This is a genomic window from Massilia sp. WG5, assembly GCF_001412595.2.
Lineage (GTDB): Bacteria > Pseudomonadota > Gammaproteobacteria > Burkholderiales > Burkholderiaceae_D > Telluria.
This window is the reverse complement of record NZ_CP012640.2, coordinates 4,317,852-4,335,988: the sequence shown is the minus strand read 5'-3', so window position 1 is coordinate 4,335,988 and position 18,137 is coordinate 4,317,852. Positions and strand designations below refer to the sequence as shown.

The following is an 18,137-nucleotide window of genomic DNA, read 5'->3' as shown; positions in this document are numbered from 1 at the left end:
GAAGGATGGTGGGCAGGATGCATGCGGATTCCTTTCGACGGGGCCAGAATAGGTTAGCTAGAAAAATTTGTCTAGAACTTTTTTTCTATATTCGGATGAAGAAGCGATGAAGGCAGGATAGGTAGAGACGAGGATGGGTGACAGCCTGATGCGACAGGCTGCACAATTGCGGGAGTGGATGGAAAAAAGCCGGCATGGTGCCGGCTAAATTGGCCCCCGGCCAAGGCGGCCGGCGAGGTCGGGGGCGACGTGCAGAGCTTAGTACACGACCACGGAGCGGATCGATTCGCCCTTCTTCATCAGCTCGAAACCGTCGTTGATCTGGTCCAGCGTCAGGTGGTGCGTGATCAGGTCGTCGATGTTGATCTTGTTTTCCATGTACCAGTCGACGATGCGCGGCACGTCGGTGCGGCCGCGGGCGCCGCCGAAGGCCGAGCCCTTCCACACACGCCCGGTCACCAGCTGGAACGGACGGGTCGCGATCTCCTTGCCGGCTTCGGCCACGCCGATGATGATCGACTGGCCCCAGCCCTTGTGGCAGCACTCCAGCGCCTGGCGCATCGTGGTGACGTTGCCGATGCACTCGAAGGAGTAGTCGGCGCCGCCGTCGGTCAGCTGGACGATGGCGTCGACCACGTTGTCGACCTCGCTCGGGTTGATGAAATGGGTCATGCCGAACTTGCGCGCCATCGCTTCGCGGCCCGGGTTGAGGTCCACGCCGATGATCTTGTCGGCGCCCACCATCTTGGCCGCCTGGATCACGTTCAGGCCGATGCCGCCCAGGCCGAACACGACCACGTTGGCGCCCGCCTCCACCTTGGCGGTGAAGATGACGGCGCCGATGCCGGTGGTGACGCCGCAGCCGATGTAGCAGACCTTGTCGAAGGGCGCATCGGAGCGGATTTTCGCCAGCGCGATCTCCGGCACCACGATGTAGTTCGAGAAGGTCGAGGTGCCCATGTAGTGGTAGATCGGCTTGCCGTCCAGCGAAAAGCGGCTGGTCGCATCCGGCATCAGGCCGCGGCCTTGCGTCGAGCGGATGGCCTGGCACAGGTTGGTCTTCTGCGACAGGCAGAATTTGCACTGGCGGCATTCCGGGGTGTACAGCGGGATGACGTGGTCGTCCTTCCTGAGGCTGGTGACGCCGGGGCCGACGTCGACCACCACGCCCGCGCCTTCATGACCGAGGATGGCCGGGAAGATGCCTTCCGGGTCGGCGCCGGACAGCGTGTACCAGTCGGTGTGGCAGATGCCGGTGGCCTTGACCTCGACCAGCACCTCGCCCGCCTTCGGACCCTCGAGTTCGACTTCTTCGATCGTCAGCGGCTTACCCGCTTGCCATGCAATCGCTGCCTTGGTTTTCATATGGAATCTTTCCTGACGTGGTTGTGCAATCCCGCCATTATCCCCACAAGCTGCGCCGCGACCAATAGGCGTTCCCTTGGATGGCCGGAATTGGTGCAATAATGACCGGATTTGTCAGCCGTCAAGAACCGCTCCAGCCCCATGCAGAACAGGCCCGCGCCACCGGCATTGTCCGTCGACATCGTTGTTTATCCCGGCTTCAAGGCCATGGAAGCCATCGGTCCGATGTCCGTCTTCGAGTATGCCAACGTGCACCTGCGGCACAGCGGCAAGCCGGACGGCTACGATGTCCGCATCGCCTCCATACGCGAAGGCCATGTACCCTCGGATACCCTGATGTCCTTGCAGGCCACCAAGGCCCTGGACCTGCTGGCATTGCCGCATACGGCGATCGTCGTCGGCGCGCGCGACATCCATCGCGCGCTGGCCGAAGGCGGCGCCATCGTCGACTGGGTCGCCGCCGCCAGCCCGCGCCTGCAGCGGCTGGCCGCCCTGTGCTCAGGCGCATTTTTTCTCGGCGCGGCCGGGGTCCTGGACGGCAAGGCAGCGACCACGCACTGGAGCGTGGCCGAACGCCTGCAAGCCCGCCACCCGGACATCGCGGTCGATGCGGATGCCATCTTCGTCCGCGCCGGGCACTTGTGGACCTCGGCCGGGGTCACCGCCGGGATCGACCTGGCGCTGGCCCTCGTCGAAGAGGATTTCGGCAAGGAACTCGCGCTCCAGGTCGCGACCGACATGGTGGTGTACCTGAAACGGCCGGGCGGGCAGTCGCAATTCAGTTCGCACCTGCTGAGCGAACGCACGGCGCGGCCCGGCATCCGCGAGATCCAGAAATGGATCCTGGAAAACCTGCACGAGCGCCTGAGCGTTACCCAGCTGGCGCAAAAGGCCATGATGAGCGAGCGCCACTTCGCCCGTGTATTCCTGCAGGAAGTCGGCCTCAGCACCCAGGAATTCATTGCCGCCTGCCGCTTCGAACGCGCCAGGCAGCTGCTGGCGGACGTCGCGCTGCCGCTCAAGACCGTGGCGGCGCGCGCCGGCTTCAACAGCGAGGCGCAAATGCGGCGCGCCTTTCAAAAGCGGATGGGCATCGCACCCATGCTGTACCGCGAGCGCTTTGCCACGACCGGTGTGGCCGCCGCCAGGCACGACTAGCGCTCATTTGCCGCGCAGCCTGCCCGCAAATGCGCCGTGCAGGCTGTTCAGCAGCTCCTCGGCCGCCACGATCTGCTCGGCCACCTCGTTGACCTTGCGGCGGCTCGCGCGCGCATGGTCGCGCAGCACCTCGAAGGCGGTGTTGCGATCGGTCTGGTAGCGCGCCATCAGCAGGCCCACCGCCAGGCTGGTCTCGCGGCCGGCGGCCAGGGCCGCGTTCAGGTTGGCCTCGGTGCGGCGCAGTTGGCGGATCTCGTCGGCGCGCGCCAGTCCGGACTCGAAGGCCGGCAGCAGCCGGGCCGCATCGACGGGCTTGACCACGAAGCCGACCGCGCCATGGCTGGCGGCCTGGCGCGCGGTTTCGGCATCTTCCACCGACGAGATGAACATGAAGGGCACCTCGGTGTGCTCCTTCAGGCGCCGCGCCAGGTCCAGGCCGGACATGCCGGGCATGGTGATGTCGAGCAGGGCCAGCGCGAAATCGGGACGCTCGGCGATGCGCTGCAGCGCCTCCGGCGCGGAAGCGGCGGCGACGGTGTCGTAGCCCGCATGCTGCAGCACGGTGGTGATGTAGTCGAGCAGGAGGGGGTCGTCGTCGACCAGCAGGATCGGTCGGCGGGAAGAAGCAGGCGCGCTCATTCTGGATACTTTCTCGCAGCGGAAGGGAGTGGAGCACCGAACTTCACGAAGTCTTCACAATTCCGGGTCCCGGCGGCCAAAAATATAGCACGTAGATTTGTAACAAATCTAGATTTTTATCAATTGAAACATGTGCACAAACAATCACGCAACACTTCCTGTGCACGATTGAAAATCCATTGCATCTGTATAAGTTCCCTCAATACACTTAATCCGCTGTTGTTACAGACGGCTGGGCCCGGCCCCTGGAAGGCAGCGATGTATCGGTTGTGCTTGTATCTGTTGTTAAAAGCAGTGACATCAAAAAGCACGCGGATCACGAGTCTGCGGCGAATAACGAGAAACTTAACGGAGAAACACCGATGAATCAGAAGAAAACTCGCGCATCAAAGTTCGTTCCTGTCCTCGGCCTCTGCGCCGCGGCGCTGGCCATTGCATTTTCGGGTAGCGCCTCGGCGGCCGCGCCCGGCACCACCCGCGTGATCGTCGCCTTCAAGCCGGGCGCGGCAGCGAACATCAAGGCGCAGGTGGCCGCAGCCAAGGGCTCGGTCAAGCAGGAAATCTTCAACATGAACGCGATGGCCGTCGAAGTGCCGACCGTGGCGCTGAAGGGCCTCGAAAACAACCCGAACGTCGAATACGTCGAAGAGGACGTGATCCGCAAACCGTTCTCGCTGACCACGCCGTCGACCGGCACCCCCTATACCAGCGGCCAGCTGGTCCCTTATGGCATCAAGCTGGTCCAGGCCGACCAGCTGTCGGACGCCAACACCGGCAACCGCAAGATTTGCATCATCGACTCGGGCGTCGACTTCAGCCATGAAGACCTGAAGGACAACGGCGCCAACGTCACCGGCGAGTACGACTCCGGCACCGGCTGGTGGTATACCGACGAAACCCACCACGGCACCCACGTGTTCGGCACCATCGCCGGCGTCAACAATGGCCTGGGCGTGGTCGGCGTGAACCCGAACAGGAACCTGAAGCTGCACATCGTGAAGGTGTTCGGCGCGAACGGCGCCTGGACCTATTCGTCGACCCTGGCGAATGCCGCCAACAAGTGCGGCGCGGCGAACGCCAACATCATCACCATGTCGCTGGGCGGCGGCGCCAAGAGCATGACCGAGCAGCGCGCCTTCGACAGCCTGCAGACCAAGGGCGTGCTGAGCATCGCCGCGGCCGGCAACGACGGCAACGCGACCACCTCCTACCCGGCCGGCTACGGCAGCGTGATGTCGGTGGCCGCGGTCGACGAAAACAAGGTCGTCGCCTCCTTCTCGCAGTACAACAGCGACGTCGAGATCGCCGGTCCGGGCGTCTCGGTGCTGTCGACCGTGCCGATGGGCGTGGGCCAGGATCCGTTCCTGACCGTCGGTTCGACCACCTATGCGCCGACGGCAATGGAAGGCTCGCCGGTCAAGACCGCGACCGCGCCGCTGGCCGACTTCGGCATCGGCGACACCGTCAACACCGCCGTCGCCGGCAAGGTCTGCCTGATCGCACGCGGCACCGTGGACTTCGCGACCAAGGTCACCAACTGCCAGAACAGCGGCGGCGTCGGCGCGGTCGTGTACAACAACGTGGCCGGCCCGCTGGCAGGCACCCTGGGCACCACCGTCACCACCATCCCGTCGGTCGGCGCTTCCGACACCGAGGGCGCGACCCTGAAGGGCCAGCTGGGCCAGAGCGCGACCGTCGGCATCAAGGCATCGAACTACGCCTACTTCGACGGCACCTCGATGGCGACCCCGCACGTGTCGGCCGTGGCTGCCCTGGTGTGGAGCTACTTCCCGACCTGTACCGGCGCGCAGATCCGCACCTCGCTGAACAACAGCGCGCTGGACCTGGGCACTGCCGGCCGCGACACCAAGTACGGCTACGGCCTGGTGCAGGCCAAGGCTGCCTACGACCGCATCAAGTCGCTGGGCTGCGGCAAATAAAAAGGCGCGGGCGCCTTTTTACGCAGGGTGGGCACGCCGTGCCCATGCGTGAGGTTCGCATCATGCCGGCGTCACGCGGGGGCGGAGGCCGCCCACCCTACGGTATGGCAAAAGGACGCTCCGGCGTCCTTTTTTTTCTCCGCCGTCATCTAATCTATAATGATCGTTTTCGCATACAACATCCCCGATACCAAAGCCATATCATGGAATTAGCCAAGTCTTTCGAGCCAGCCGACATCGAACAATTCTGGCGTACCGAATGGGAACAGCGCGGTTACTTCACCGCCACCATGGACGCCGACAAGCCTTCGTTCAGCATCCAGCTGCCGCCGCCGAACGTGACGGGCACCCTGCACATGGGGCACGCCTTCAACCAGACCGTCATGGATGGCCTGACCCGCTACTACCGCATGCGTGGCTTTAACACCGCCTGGATCCCGGGCACCGACCACGCCGGCATCGCCACCCAGATCGTGGTCGAGCGCCAGCTCGACGCGCAGAAGATCTCGCGCCACGACCTCGGCCGCGAAGCCTTCGTCGAGAAGGTCTGGGAGTGGAAGGAAAAGTCGGGCAGCACCATCACCGGCCAGATGCGCCGCCTGGGCGCGTCGGCCGATTGGACCCGCGAATACTTCACGATGGACGAGCCGCGTTCGCAGACCGTGGCCGAAGTCTTCGTGCGCCTGTACGAACAGGGCCTGATCTACCGCGGCAAGCGCCTGGTCAACTGGGACCCGGTGCTGGGCACCGCCGTCTCCGACCTCGAAGTGGTGTCGGAAGAAGAAGACGGTTCGATGTGGTACATCCAGTATCCGCTGGCGGACGGCAGCGGCCACCTGACGGTCGCCACCACCCGTCCTGAAACCATGCTGGGCGACGTCGCCGTCGCGGTCGACCCGACCGACGAGCGCTACACCCACCTGCACGGCAAAATGCTGAAGCTGCCGCTGACCGGCCGCGAGATCCCGGTCATCGCCGACAGCTACGTCGACAAGGCCTTCGGCACCGGCTGCGTGAAGATCACCCCGGCGCACGACTTCAACGACTATGCCGTCGGCCAGCGCCACAACCTGGCAATGCCGAGCATCATGACGCTCGACGCGAAGATCGTCGACGATGCCCCGGAAGCCTACCGCGGCCTGGACCGCTTCGAAGCGCGCAAGAAGATCGTCGCCGACCTCGAAGCGCAGGGCCTGCTGGAACAGGTCAAGCCGCACAAGCTGATGGTGCCGCGCGGCGACCGTACCGGCGTCATCATCGAACCGATGCTGACCGACCAGTGGTTCGTCGCGATGAGCAAGCCGGCGCCGGAAGGCAGCTTCAACCCGGGCAAATCGATCACCGAAGTGGCGCTGGAAAAAGTCGCCAGCGGCGAGATCCGGTTCGTGCCCGAGAACTGGACCACCACCTACAACCAGTGGCTGAACAACATCCAGGACTGGTGCATCTCGCGCCAGCTGTGGTGGGGCCACCGCATCCCGGCCTGGTACGGTCCGAACGGCGAGATCGTCGTCGCCCGCAGCGACGAGGAAGCGCGCGAAAAGGCCGCGGCCGCCGGCATCACCGGTGAACTCCGGCGCGACGAGGACGTGCTCGACACCTGGTTCTCCTCGGCCCTGGTGCCCTTCTCCACCATGGGCTGGCCGGAACAGACCAGGGAGATGGAACTGTTCCTGCCCTCGTCGGTGCTGGTGACCGGCTTCGACATCATCTTCTTCTGGGTCGCGCGCATGGTCATGATGACCGCGCACTTCACCGGCAAGGTGCCGTTCAAGACCGTCTACGTGCACGGCCTGGTGCGCGATTCCTCCGGCCAGAAGATGTCGAAGTCGAAGGGCAATACCCTGGACCCGATCGACCTGATCGACGGCATCGACGTCGAGTCGCTGGTGGCCAAGCGCACCACCGGCCTGATGAACCCGAAGGCCGCCGAGAAGATCGCGAAAGCCACGCGCAAGGAATTCCCGGAAGGGATCCCGGCCTTCGGCACCGACGCCGTGCGCTTCACCATGGCCAGCTACGCCTCGCTGGGCCGCAACATCAACTTCGACCTCGGCCGCTGCGAAGGCTACCGCAACTTCTGCAACAAGCTGTGGAACGCGACCCGCTTCGTGCTGATGAACACCGAGGGCAAGGACTGCGGGGTGCGGCCATCCGACAAGCCGAACGCCGAAGACCTGTCGCAGGCCGACCGCTGGATCATCTCGCTGATGAACCGCGTCGAGCTGGACGTGGCCAAGGGCTTCGCCGACTACCGCTTCGACAACATCGCGTCGAGCATCTACAAGTTCGTGTGGGACGAGTACTGCGACTGGTACCTGGAACTGGCCAAGGTCCAGGTCCAGCAGGGCACCGAAGCGCAGCAGCGCGCCACCCGCCACACCCTGCTGCGCGTGCTGGAAGTGATCCTGCGCCTGGCGCATCCGATCATTCCCTTCGTGACCGAGCAGCTGTGGCACGCGGTCGCGCCGCTGGCCGGCAAGACGGGCGACACCATCATGCTGCAGCCCTACCCGATCGCCGACGAGTCGCTGATCGACGAAGGCGCCGAAGCCTGGATGGAGCAGTTCAAGAAGCTGACCGACGCCACCCGCAACCTGCGCGGCGAGATGAAGCTGTCGCCGTCGGTGCGCGTGCCGCTGATCGTCGAGCCGGGGAACGAGGCCGACCGCGCCGCCGCGCAGGGCTTCGCGCCCTATCTGGCGCTGCTGGGCAAGCTGTCGGAAGTGCAGATCGCCGACACCCTGCCGGATTCGCCGGCGGCGGTGGCTATCGTCGGCACCACCAAGCTGATGCTGAAGGTCGAGATCGACGTCGCCGCCGAGCGCGAACGCCTGTCGAAGGAGATCGCGCGCGTCCAGGGCGAGATCGCCAAGGCCAACGGCAAGCTGTCCAGCGAGAGCTTCGTCGCCCGCGCCCCGGCCGCCGTGGTGGCCCAGGAACGCGAGCGCGTGGAGAACTTCAGCGCCACGCTGGCCAAGATGCAGGAGCAACTGGCTAAGCTGCCGGCCGCCTGATCGTCGGCCGCGCATGAAAAAGCCGCGCCAGGGCCCAGCCCGGCGCGGCTTTTTATTTGCGGCTCAGGCGGCGGCTCCGCCGGGCGCGCAGCAGCAGGCCGCACAGCCCCAGCCCCAGCATCGCCGTTTGCGAAGGTTCCGGCACGCTGAGGACGACGTTGTCGATCGTCCCCCACTGCTCGAAGAACGGTCCCTCGTCGCCCGGCGTGTTCATGATCCAGTTCACGTAGCTGACGTTCTGGAAGGCCGCGGACATCGTGAAGTGGGCCATGGGCTGGTCGCCGGGGATCGTGAAGCTGGCGCCGGTGTCGGTGACGAACACGGAGTCGCCGCCGCTGTAGTCGAAGCCCAGGAAGTCGAAAGCGCCGCCGTCCAGGCGCCGGATCTGGTAGGGCGAGGACCCTTCCTGGCTGTGCAGCAGCAGATTGTCGTCGCCCGCGTGCAGGTGCGGCCCAGCCGGCGGCGGCGCCAGCGAGGTGATGATGAAGCCGCTTTCGGTCCAGGACTCGGGATAGGGGCCGAGATCGCCGATCCCGGTGAAGGTGAGCGTCTGTGCGCCGGCCGACAGGCTGGCGGCGCACAGTATTGCGGCTGCGAATTGTTTGATCGGGCTGTTCCGGTTCATGGCATGTCCTAGGGAATCGTGTCGTGTGGGACGCGGACCGGGCTTCGGTCTGCCATGTGCAGCATACGGACGGCGGCGGCGTCGATATTGATGCACGCCGCATGTGCGCTCGCTAGAGCCAGCCCGCGTTGCGCGCCATCCGGTAGGCCTCGATACGGTTCCCGGCGTTCAGCTTGCTGATCGCCTCGGACAGGTAGTTGCGCACCGTGCCCTCGGACAAGTGCACCAGCTTCGCGATCTCGCCGCTGGTCTTGCCCTCGCCGGCCAGGCGCAATACCTGGCGCTCGCGGTCGGACAGCGGGTCCTGGCCCGCGCTCCAGCTCTCCAGCGCCAGCTCGGGCGCGATCGCCCGCCCGCCGCCGTGGACGACGCGGATCGCCGCCGCCAGGTTCTCGGCCGGCGCATCCTTCAGCAGGTAGCCGCGCACCCCGGCCTCCAGCGCACGCCGCAGGTAGCCGCTGCGCGCGAAGGTCGTCACGATCACGACCCTGCCGGGCAGGCCGAGTCCCGCCAGCTGCGCCGCCAGTTCCAGGCCGGTCATCTGCGGCATCTCGACGTCGGTCAGCACGATGTCGGGCCGCAGCTCGCGGCACAGCGCCAGCGCTTCCTTGCCGTTGCCGGCCGCGCCCACCACCTCGAGGTCGTCCTCGAGCCCGAGCAGGGCCGCCAGCGCGCCCAGCACCAGGGCCTGGTCTTCCGCGATAACGATGCGAATCATGCAGTCTCTCCTTCGGTTTCCTTGATCGGCAGGCGCAGCTCCAGGCGCAGGCCCTCGTCCACGCCGATCGACAGTTCGCCGCCGGCGCCCGCCGCGCGTTCGCGCATGCCCGTGAGACCATTCCCCACGCGGACCTCGTCGCCGGCGCGCAGGCGGCGGCCGTCATCGCATACGCCCAGCACCGCACTGCCCTCTTCCAGCGCCAGCCTGACCGTGCAGCGGGTCGCGCCGGCGTGGCGCACCACATTCGTCACCGCTTCGCGCAGCGCCAGCGCCAGCACGTGTTCGATGGCCGGCGCCAGCACGCCCTGATGGAACTGCGGCTGCACCTCCTCGCGCAAGGCGACGCCGGCTGCGGCCAGGCTGGCGCGGGCGCTGGCCAGGGCGCCCGGCAGGCCGCTGTCGCGGTAGCCGGTCACCGCCGTCCTCACTTCGGCCAGGGCGCGGCGCGCGGTCGATTCGATGTCGGCGATCTCGCGCCGGCAGGCATCGAGGTCGCGCCCGGCCAGCTTGTTTGCCAGCTCGGCCTTCAGGGCGATCAGCGACAGCGAGTGGCCAAGCAGGTCGTGCAGGTCGCGCGAGATGCGTTCGCGCTCGGCGATGCGGGCGATGTGCTCGACCTCTTCCTGCTTGCGCAGCAACTGGCGGCGCGAAGCCCGCAGGCCGCCTTCCATGATCGAGGCCACGCCGACCGACAGGCCGACCGCCCAGGGCGCCAGCAGGAAGGCGATGCCGTTCTGCGCCAACAGGTAGCCGGTGGCCGTGGCCAGCGCCAGCACCAGGGCCAGCATGCGCGGCGCGTTGCGCCCCGGCGCCAGGCGTCCGCACATGCCGGCGGCAAAGATGAAGAAGGTGCCGGCGCCCGAGTTGTGCGGCGCCCACAGGATCCCGAACAGGCAGGCCGCCAGGATGCACAGGACCGCGCTGCGGCCGCCGGCCCAGAAGCTGAACAGGTAGAGCGGCAGGAACAGCAGCACGCTGATGCCCAGCATGGCCAGCTCGAAGGCGCTGACCGCGCTGTAGAAGTACTTAAACAGCAGGAAGGCCAGGGACGTCGCCCACAGGTAGGGCAGCTTGCCCATGTCCGGCGGCACCCAGGGCCCGGCCAGTACGCGCTTGAGAGTCTGCATCGCTCGTCGTCTTTGTAATCGTTATCAGCGGTCGACCAGGCGAACGTCGGCGATCTCGAAGCGGTAGTCGCCAGGCTGCGGTCCAGCATTGAATCCTATCATGGTCACCGCCGCCGGATCGACCCCGGCGAAGGCGCTGAAGGGGATCGCCACTTCCTGCCACTCGGCGCCGGTGTCGAAGGGCACGCTGCGCGGAATCGTCATGCCGGTCGAGGCCAGCGTCAGCATGTACTTGCGGCCGTCGCCGCGCACGCGGAAGCGGATCACCTTCGCCGCGCTCAGGTCCGCCCCCAGCATCGGCTGGTCGCCGGGCATGAAGGCCGCGCCGGCCCAGGGATAGGCGAAGCCGGGCTTGACGTGGGCGTCGATGGCCACCGCCGCGCCGCCTTCGCCGGCCGCCTGCGCATCCAGGCTGACGGTCGAGACGCCGCCGGCGAACTTGTCGGTGGACGGGAACCAGCCGGTGCCGAAGGGGCTGGCCAGCTTGCCGTCCTTCAGCAGGGTGATCCTGCCATCGGGCGGCAGCGCGAGCGGCTGCGTGCCCTTCGCGGCGTTCTCCTGCGCCACGTGGCGGCGCTGGGCTTCGCGGATCGGTGCCGTGCTCTCGCCGTCCTTCCACACCTCGACGATGCGGCGGGTCGCGCCGATGTCCTGCAGCGGATTGCCCTCGACCAGCACCAGGTCGGCCTTGTAGCCGGCGGCGATCCGGCCGCGCTTGCCCAGGCCGAAGGCGCGCGCCGGCGCGCTGGTGGCCGCCACCAGCGCTTCGCGCGGGCTCAGGCCGGCGTCGACCAGCGCCGCCAGCTCGTGGTGCAGGCTGGCGCCGTACTGGGTGCCCGCATTGCCGGCATCGGTACCGGCCAGGATGGGCACGCCGGCGCGGCGCAGCGCCGCCGTCACCATCTTCGGCGCGGCCAGGATGGCGGGACGCGGCGCCGGGCCGTAGCCGGTCTGCAGGGCGCCGCGCTCTTCGCGGTCGAGCAGGTCCGCCACCTGCGGATCGTCGAGCAGGTCGCGCGGCTTCACGCCGGCGATGCTTTCCAGGACCGAGAAGGTCGGCACCACGAAGGCGCCCCTGGCCTGGGCCAGCCGCGCCAGGCTGTCCGCCTGTTCCTGCGACAGCTTCGCAGCGACGAACAGGTGGGCCAGGCCGTCGGCCCCGGCCTCCAGCGCGGCGCGCGCATTGTCCAGGGTGCTGATATGGACCACGGCCAGCTTGCCGCGCTTGTGGGCGGCGCCGATCACGGCTTTCACGGTGGGAAGGTCGAGGCTGTTGAAGTGGTGGTCGCCGAAGCCGTCTTCCATCACGACCTTGATGAAGTGCGAGCCCTCGGCGATGCGGGCGTCGACGAAGGCCTGGGCGTCGCCGCCGTTTTCCAGCGTCGGGATCGGCACCGGGTACTCGGTGCCATGGCCGCCCGGCGCGGTGACCAGGGTGCCTGCCGAGAACACGTCGGCCTCCCCCTGGTTGCGGCCTTCCGCCATCGCCTTCCTGATCCGCTGCATGACCGGCACGCCGGTGAACATGTCGACCTGCGTGGTCACGCCGAATACCAGCGGCAGCTCGAAGTGCTGCCAGGTGTGGACGTGGGCGTCGATCAGGCCCGGCAGCAGGGTGCGGCCCTTGCCGTCCACCACGCGGGCGCCGGAGGGCAGCGCGCCACGGTAGTCGGCGTCCACGATGAGGCCGTCGCGCACCAGCACCGAGCGGTGCTCGTGCGCGCTCTTGCCGTCGAACATGCGTACGTCCTGCACTAGGGTGGTGCCGGCGACGGCGGCGGAACTGGCCAGGCCGGCGGACAGAAGCAGCGAAGCCAGGATGGTCGTTTTCATTTTTCTTCCCTTGTCGTTGGTTGGTATGCCGCCAGTATCGGGAAACGGCGCCTGCCGCGACAGGCGCGGCTGCCATCAGTTTCAGGTGACAAATGTCATCTGCAAGAATTTCCGTCAGGCTGTTTACCGAACGACCGTACTGTTTGCTACACTCCAGCTGCCTATCACTATTCCAACAACACCGGAGACACCATGCGCACCCTCATCAAGGCTTCACTGATTGCCGCCGTTCTTGCCGCCCCGCTCGCATGGGCGCAGGACGGTTCGCCGGTCGGGCTGTGGAAGACCATCGACGACAGCTCGGGCAAGCCGACCGCGCTGATCCGCATCACCGATAACCACGGCGAGCTGCAGGGCAAGATCGAGAAGCTGTTCCGCACGGCGGATGAAGAGCAGAATCCGAAATGCGTGCTGTGCACCGATGCGCGCAAGGACCAGCCGATCGTCGGCATGACCATCGTCTCCGGCCTGAAGAAGACCGGCGACGAGTACACCGGCGGCGAGATCCTCGATCCGAAGAACGGCAAGGTCTACAAGAGCAAGCTGATGGTGCGCGAAGGCGGCAAGAAGGTCGAGGTGCGCGGCTATATCGGCGTGCCGATGTTCGGCCGCTCGCAGGTCTGGCTGCGCCAGGAGTAAGCCGCTGACGGGGGCGAACGCACCGGCCCGGTGCATCAGAACCCTGCGCCGGGCCATGCGTGATCTGCGCTACACTTCCTTCAACCATGTGGAGGGAGACAGACAGCGATGGCAAACCCGTCCGGCGGCCCGCCGGTTCCAGCGGATTCGCCCCCTGCGTCGAGCCAGGTCTCGCGCTACCTGGCTGCCGATGCGCCGCCGGTGCCGCTGCATTACCTGACCTACCTGTTCGAGCACGTCGCCGACGTCATCTTCTTTCTCGAGGTGCTGGACGGCGACCGTTACCGCTTTTCCGCGGTCAACGAGCGCTTCACCCTCGCCACCGGCCTGCCTGTTTCCGCGGTGGTGGGCAAGGAAGTCGACGAGATCATCCCGCCCGCCTCGCTGGCGCTGGTGAAGTCGAAATACCGTGAGGCCATCGCCACCCGCCAGGTGGTGCGCTGGCAGGAGGTCTCGACCTACCCGATCGGCACCAGGACGGGCGATGTCACCGTCTCGCCCGTGATCGACGCGGACGGCGCCTGCCGCCTGCTGATGGGCGTCGTGCACGACGTCACTGAACTCGTGCGCAACCGGCACCGGCTGGAACTCGGTTCCCTGCTGTTCCAGAACAGCCACGAAGCGATCGCCGTGCTCGATGCCGAGGGCCGCATCGAGACCGTGAACCCGGCCTTCACCGCGATGCGCGGCTTTACCCTGGACGACATCGCCGGCAAGGCCCCGCGCGTGTACAACGCCGGCCTGGACGACATCGACTTCGACGCGCGCCTGTGGGAGCGGTTGCACGCCACCGGCCAATGGCAGGGCGAGCTGTGGAGCCGCCACAAGGACGGCCACGTCATCGCCGAGTACCGCACCATCACCGCCGCCTACGGCCCGGACAGGCGGGTGCGCAACTACATCGAGATCGGCACCGACATCACCGAGACCAAGCGCGCCGAAGAGCTGGCCTGGCGCCAGGGCAACTACGATACCCTGACGGGCTTGCCGAACCGCCAGATGTTCATGGAGCGCGTGGCCCAGGCCATCCACCGCGCCGACCGCGAAGACGGCCGCTTCACCCTGCTGGTGATCGACCTCGACCGCTTCAAGGACGTCAACGAAACCCTGGGCCACTCGGCCGGCGACGAGATCCTGCGCGAAGCGGCCCAGCGCCTGCTCGACTGCACGCGCGACGGCGACACCGTGGCGCGCCTCGGCGGCGACGAATTCACGGTGCTGCTGGCATCACGCCGCAACCATCGGGATGACGAGGCCTTCGCGGTCGACCGCACCGCGCAATCCATCATCCAGGCCATGGCCCGTCCCTTCACCATGGGCGACGAGACCCTGCACCTGTCGGCGAGCATCGGGATCACGCATTACCCGCGCGACGCCGCCGACATGGAAAGCCTGATCAAGCATGCCGACCAGGCGATGTACGTGGCCAAGCAGCAGGGCCGCAACCGCTACACCTATTTCTCGCATGTGATGCAGGAGCGCGCCCAGGCGCGCCGGCAGCTGATCAAGGACTTGCGCAGCGCGATGGACGAACACAGCCTGGACGTCCACTACCAGCCCATCGTCGACCTGGACACCGGCGCACTGAAGAAGGCCGAGTCGCTGGTGCGCTGGACGCATTCGCAGCGCGGCATGATCGGCCCGGCCGAATTCATTCCGCTGTGCGAGGAAAACGGCCTGATCGTGGAGTTGGGCGAGCAGATCTTCGAGACGGTAGTGCGCGACGTCGTCGCCTGGAAGCAACAGCATGGCGCTATCCTGCAAGTGGGCATCAACGTTTCCCCGGTCCAGCTGCTGGCCGGGCGCGAAGCCTGCGAACGCTGTTTTCAGATGGCCAGCAACGCCAGGCTGCCGGCGCACACGCTCGTGGTCGAGGTCACCGAGGGCATGCTGCTCGACAATAATCCGCTCGTGGCCCAGCAGCTGCGCCAGATCGCCGAGCACGGCATGGACCTGGCACTGGACGATTTCGGCACCGGATACTCGTCCCTGTCCTACCTGAAGAAATTCCGCTTCCAGTTCCTGAAGATCGACCGCTCCTTCGTGATGCACCTCGAAGCCGGCACCACCGACTACGCCCTGTGCGAAACGATCGTCACCATGGCCCACAAGCTCGGCATGAAGGTCATCGCCGAGGGCATCGAAACGCCCGAACAGCTCGAGCTGCTCAAGCAGGCCGGCTGCGATTACGGCCAGGGCTACCTGTTTTCGAAAGCCGTGCCGGGAACGACGATCGGCGCCTGGCTCGCCGGCGGCACCATGCCCTGGCTGCGCGCCGACTTCGCCGCCCGCGCCTTCAGGCGCGCGCCGCGAGAATTATCTTAATGTTAATCTCCGCACATTCATCTTTCACGCTTTCCGAATGAACCTTGTGAATCGACACCACCACTTCCATCCTGAAGGGGGATCGTCATGATCGTCCTGCGCTTGCTGGCCCTGTGCGCGAGCGGACTCGTCTTCATCGTACCGCCACTGGTGGGGGCGCAATCCGAACAGACCGGCAGCATGCCGGCCTGGAGCGCCGTCGGCGGCCTGGCCGGGCTGGCGCTGGTGTCGTTCAGCTTCCTGTATATCGGCATGTTCGGCAAGCGCATGCGCCACTCCGGCCCGGCGCGCACCCTCGGCGGTCTGCTGCTGCTGGTTCCCGCCGCCGCCAGCGTCGCCATGCTGGCCACGCGGAGCGACCCTACGCTGCTGTGGGGCAGCGGGATCCTGCTGTGCCTCACCATGCTGCTGTTCCTCAGCGTCGTCTACCCGGCCGGACTCCACCGCCGCCACCGCCCGTTGCGCCGTCGCGAGCGCCGTGAACCGGTGCTGGCGCTGATCCATTCGTCGACCGGATAGCCCCGGTCGCCCATCTAGCGGCGCCGTGCCAGATAGCGGTCCAAAGCGTTGGCAAACTGCTGGCGGTCGGCCTGGCTGAAGGCGCTCGGGCCGCCGGTGTCGACACCGCCGCTGCGCAACTCTTCCATGAAGGCCCGCATCGTCAGCTGCTGGGCGATATTGTCCCTGGTGTAGAACTCGCCGCGCGGATTCAGCGCGTCGCCGCCCTTCTCCAGCACGCGCGCCGCCAGCGGGATGTCGCCGGTGACGACCAGGTCGCCCGGCGCCAGGCGCTCGACGATCTCGGTATCGGCCACGTCCGCGCCGCTCGGCACCTGGATCGCGCGGATGAAGCGCGAGCCCGGCACCCGGATCAGCTGGTTGGCGATCAGCGTCACCTGCAGTTGCAGGCGCTCGGCCACGCGGAACAGGATGTCCTTGATCACGCCCGGACAGGCATCGGCATCGACCCAGATTTCCATAACAGTATGCTGCTCCGGCTCAGGCTGCAGTTCAGGTTGAACCTTGCAGGTTGTCCCACAGGTCGCCGGTGGGGCTGATGCGCGGCGCGGCGACACCGAAATGCTTGTACGCCAGCGGCGTGGCGATGCGGCCGCGCGGGGTGCGCTGCAGGTAGCCCTGCTGGATCAGGTAGGGTTCCAGCACGTCCTCGATGGTATCGGCAGCCTCGCCGATCGCCGCCGCCAGGTTGCCGATGCCGACCGGGCCGCCGGCGAACTTGAACAGCACCGCCTCCAGCAGCTTGCGGTCCATCACGTCGAAGCCGACGGTGTCGACGTCGAGCATCTTGAGCGCGCGGTCGGCCATGTCCTTGGTGATCTCGCCGGTGCCCTTCACTTCCGCATAGTCGCGCACGCGGCGCAGCAGGCGGTTGGCGATACGCGGCGTGCCGCGCGCGCGCTTGGCGACTTCGCGCGCGCCCTCTTCGTTGATCGGCGCCTCCAGCAGGGCGGCGCTGCGGGTCACGATCTTGGTGAGCTCGTCGACGTTGTAGAACTCCAGGCGGGCGACGATGCCGAAGCGGTCGCGCAGCGGATTGGTCAGCATGCCGGCGCGGGTGGTGGCGCCGACCAGCGTGAACGGCTGGAGGTCGAGCTTCACGGAACGCGCGGCCGGACCCTCGCCGATCATGATGTCGATCTGGTAGTCCTCGAGCGCGGGATACAGGATCTCCTCGACCACCGGCGACAAACGGTGGATCTCGTCGATGAACAGCACGTCGTTCGCTTCGAGATTGGTCAGCAGCGCGGCCAGGTCGCCGGGACGCTCCAGCACCGGACCGGAGGTCTGGCGCAGGTTCACGCCCATCTCGCGCGCGATGATGTGGGCCAGCGTGGTCTTGCCCAGGCCCGGCGGGCCGAACAGCAGGGTGTGGTCGAGCGCTTCGCGGCGCTTGCGGGCCGCCGAGATGAAGATCTCGAGCTGGTCGCGGATCTTCGACTGGCCGACGTATTCGTCGAGGTGCTTGGGCCGCAACGCGCGCTCGATCGCCTCTTCGTTCGGCGAGGCCGGCGCGGCATCGATGATGCGCTGCTCGGTGAAGTTGTCGGTCTGGATGCTCATATGTGTCAGTCAAATGATTGTCGTTCCCGGCATTGCCGGAAACGACTCCCCGCGCAGGCGGGGCGACGGATTATGCTTTGGACAGCGATTTCAGCGCCAGTTTAATACCCTCGGAAACGCTGGTCCCGGCCGGCATATTCTTGATGGCGGCCAGCGCTTCCTTGTCAGAATACCCCAAGGCCAGCAGCGCATTGAGCACGTCTGCCTGGGCGTCGTCCTGCACGGCGCCGCCGACCGCGCCGATATCGGCGCCCAGCTTGCCCTTCAGTTCCAGCAGCAGGCGCTCGGCGGTCTTCTTGCCGATGCCGGGGACCTTGACCAGGCGCCCGGCTTCCTGCAGGGTCACGGCCTGGGCCAGGTCGGCCACCGACATGCCGGACAGGATGGCCAGCGCGGTGCGCGCGCCGACGCCGGTGATCTTGATCAGCTGGCGGAACACGGCGCGCTCGTTGGCCGAGCCGAAGCCGAACAGCAGGTGCGCATCTTCCCGCACCACATAGTGCGTGAACAGGACCACCTTCTCGCCCGTGTGCGGCAGGTTGTAGAAAGTGCCCATCGGCACGTCGACCTCGTAGCCGACGCCCTGGCAATCCACGAGCACTTGCGGGGGATTCTTTTCCAGCAGTACGCCGGAGAGACGACCGATCATCGCTGAACTTTCAATGG

Annotated in this window: 15 protein-coding genes; 6 read left to right on the top strand and 9 right to left on the bottom strand. The window is 66.5% G+C overall.

The features are described 5' to 3' along the window. Nucleotides 1-258 precede the first annotated feature (258 nt). On the bottom strand, nucleotides 259-1,365 hold the full coding sequence (locus AM586_RS19335) for an S-(hydroxymethyl)glutathione dehydrogenase/class III alcohol dehydrogenase (RefSeq protein WP_052233586.1): 1,107 nt from the start codon (nucleotides 1,363-1,365) through the stop codon (nucleotides 259-261). Nucleotides 1,366-1,506: 141 nt separating this feature from the next. On the opposite strand from AM586_RS19335, the gene AM586_RS19330 reads away from it, so the two are divergent. Further along, entirely contained in the window at nucleotides 1,507-2,523 is a 1,017-nt protein-coding gene (locus tag AM586_RS19330) for a GlxA family transcriptional regulator (RefSeq protein ID WP_052233587.1), read from the top strand. Between the two features lie 3 nt (nucleotides 2,524-2,526). On the opposite strand, the gene AM586_RS19325 is transcribed toward AM586_RS19330, so the two are convergent. Beyond that, nucleotides 2,527-3,162 carry an ANTAR domain-containing response regulator gene (locus tag AM586_RS19325; RefSeq protein ID WP_052233588.1) on the bottom strand — a complete coding sequence of 212 codons (636 nt, stop codon included), beginning with the start codon at nucleotides 3,160-3,162 and terminating at the stop codon, nucleotides 2,527-2,529. 362 nt (nucleotides 3,163-3,524) lie between these two features. On the opposite strand from AM586_RS19325, the gene AM586_RS19320 reads away from it, so the two are divergent. Further along, nucleotides 3,525-5,102 (top strand): S8 family serine peptidase, encoded by a 1,578-nt coding sequence (locus AM586_RS19320; RefSeq protein ID WP_052233589.1) that lies wholly within the window; start codon nucleotides 3,525-3,527, stop codon nucleotides 5,100-5,102. 203 nt (nucleotides 5,103-5,305) lie between these two features. Next, complete coding sequence (locus AM586_RS19315; RefSeq protein ID WP_052233590.1) at nucleotides 5,306-8,119, top strand: valine--tRNA ligase; 2,814 nt, start codon at nucleotides 5,306-5,308, stop codon at nucleotides 8,117-8,119. A gap of 52 nt (nucleotides 8,120-8,171) precedes the next feature. Here AM586_RS19315 and AM586_RS19310 read toward each other — a convergent pair whose 3' ends face one another. The 4 genes from AM586_RS19310 to AM586_RS19295 all read right to left on the bottom strand — a co-directional run bounded on the left by AM586_RS19310 (nucleotide 8,172) and on the right by AM586_RS19295 (nucleotide 12,425). Then, the gene (locus AM586_RS19310; protein WP_052233591.1) at nucleotides 8,172-8,744 is read right to left on the bottom strand and encodes a PEP-CTERM sorting domain-containing protein; all 573 of its coding nucleotides are present in this window, start codon (nucleotides 8,742-8,744) and stop codon (nucleotides 8,172-8,174) included. 112 nt (nucleotides 8,745-8,856) lie between these two features. Next, the gene (locus AM586_RS19305) at nucleotides 8,857-9,462 is read right to left on the bottom strand and encodes a DNA-binding response regulator (protein WP_052233592.1); all 606 of its coding nucleotides are present in this window, start codon (nucleotides 9,460-9,462) and stop codon (nucleotides 8,857-8,859) included. After that, nucleotides 9,459-10,592 carry a sensor histidine kinase gene (locus AM586_RS19300; protein ID WP_052233593.1) on the bottom strand — a complete coding sequence of 378 codons (1,134 nt, stop codon included), beginning with the start codon at nucleotides 10,590-10,592 and terminating at the stop codon, nucleotides 9,459-9,461. Before AM586_RS19300 ends, AM586_RS19305 begins: the two co-directional genes overlap by 4 nt. 24 nt (nucleotides 10,593-10,616) lie before the next feature. After that, the gene (locus AM586_RS19295) at nucleotides 10,617-12,425 is read right to left on the bottom strand and encodes a CIA30 family protein (RefSeq protein ID WP_052233594.1); all 1,809 of its coding nucleotides are present in this window, start codon (nucleotides 12,423-12,425) and stop codon (nucleotides 10,617-10,619) included. 192 nt (nucleotides 12,426-12,617) lie between these two features. Between AM586_RS19295 and AM586_RS19290 the strand changes: the two genes are divergently transcribed. The 3 genes from AM586_RS19290 (at nucleotide 12,618) to AM586_RS19280 (ending at nucleotide 15,908) form a co-directional block, all read left to right on the top strand. Continuing rightward, nucleotides 12,618-13,064, top strand: coding sequence for a DUF2147 domain-containing protein (locus AM586_RS19290; protein ID WP_052233595.1), 447 nt, complete (start codon nucleotides 12,618-12,620; stop codon nucleotides 13,062-13,064). 108 nt (nucleotides 13,065-13,172) lie between these two features. Beyond that, nucleotides 13,173-15,389 carry a bifunctional diguanylate cyclase/phosphodiesterase gene (locus tag AM586_RS19285; protein ID WP_052233596.1) on the top strand — a complete coding sequence of 739 codons (2,217 nt, stop codon included), beginning with the start codon at nucleotides 13,173-13,175 and terminating at the stop codon, nucleotides 15,387-15,389. An 87-nt stretch (nucleotides 15,390-15,476) separates the two neighbouring features. Further along, nucleotides 15,477-15,908, top strand: coding sequence for a hypothetical protein (locus AM586_RS19280; RefSeq protein WP_052233597.1), 432 nt, complete (start codon nucleotides 15,477-15,479; stop codon nucleotides 15,906-15,908). A 14-nt stretch (nucleotides 15,909-15,922) separates the two neighbouring features. On the opposite strand, the gene AM586_RS19275 is transcribed toward AM586_RS19280, so the two are convergent. The 3 genes from AM586_RS19275 to ruvA all read right to left on the bottom strand — a co-directional run bounded on the left by AM586_RS19275 (nucleotide 15,923) and on the right by ruvA (nucleotide 18,120). Continuing rightward, the gene (locus tag AM586_RS19275) at nucleotides 15,923-16,369 is read right to left on the bottom strand and encodes a YaiI/YqxD family protein (protein ID WP_052233598.1); all 447 of its coding nucleotides are present in this window, start codon (nucleotides 16,367-16,369) and stop codon (nucleotides 15,923-15,925) included. Nucleotides 16,370-16,400: 31 nt separating this feature from the next. After that, the gene (gene ruvB, locus AM586_RS19270; protein ID WP_052233599.1) at nucleotides 16,401-17,471 is read right to left on the bottom strand and encodes a Holliday junction branch migration DNA helicase RuvB; all 1,071 of its coding nucleotides are present in this window, start codon (nucleotides 17,469-17,471) and stop codon (nucleotides 16,401-16,403) included. A 70-nt stretch (nucleotides 17,472-17,541) separates the two neighbouring features. After that, a complete protein-coding gene (ruvA, locus tag AM586_RS19265) occupies nucleotides 17,542-18,120 on the bottom strand; it encodes a Holliday junction branch migration protein RuvA (RefSeq protein WP_052233600.1) in 579 nt (192 codons plus the stop codon). Nucleotides 18,121-18,137 lie beyond the last annotated feature (17 nt).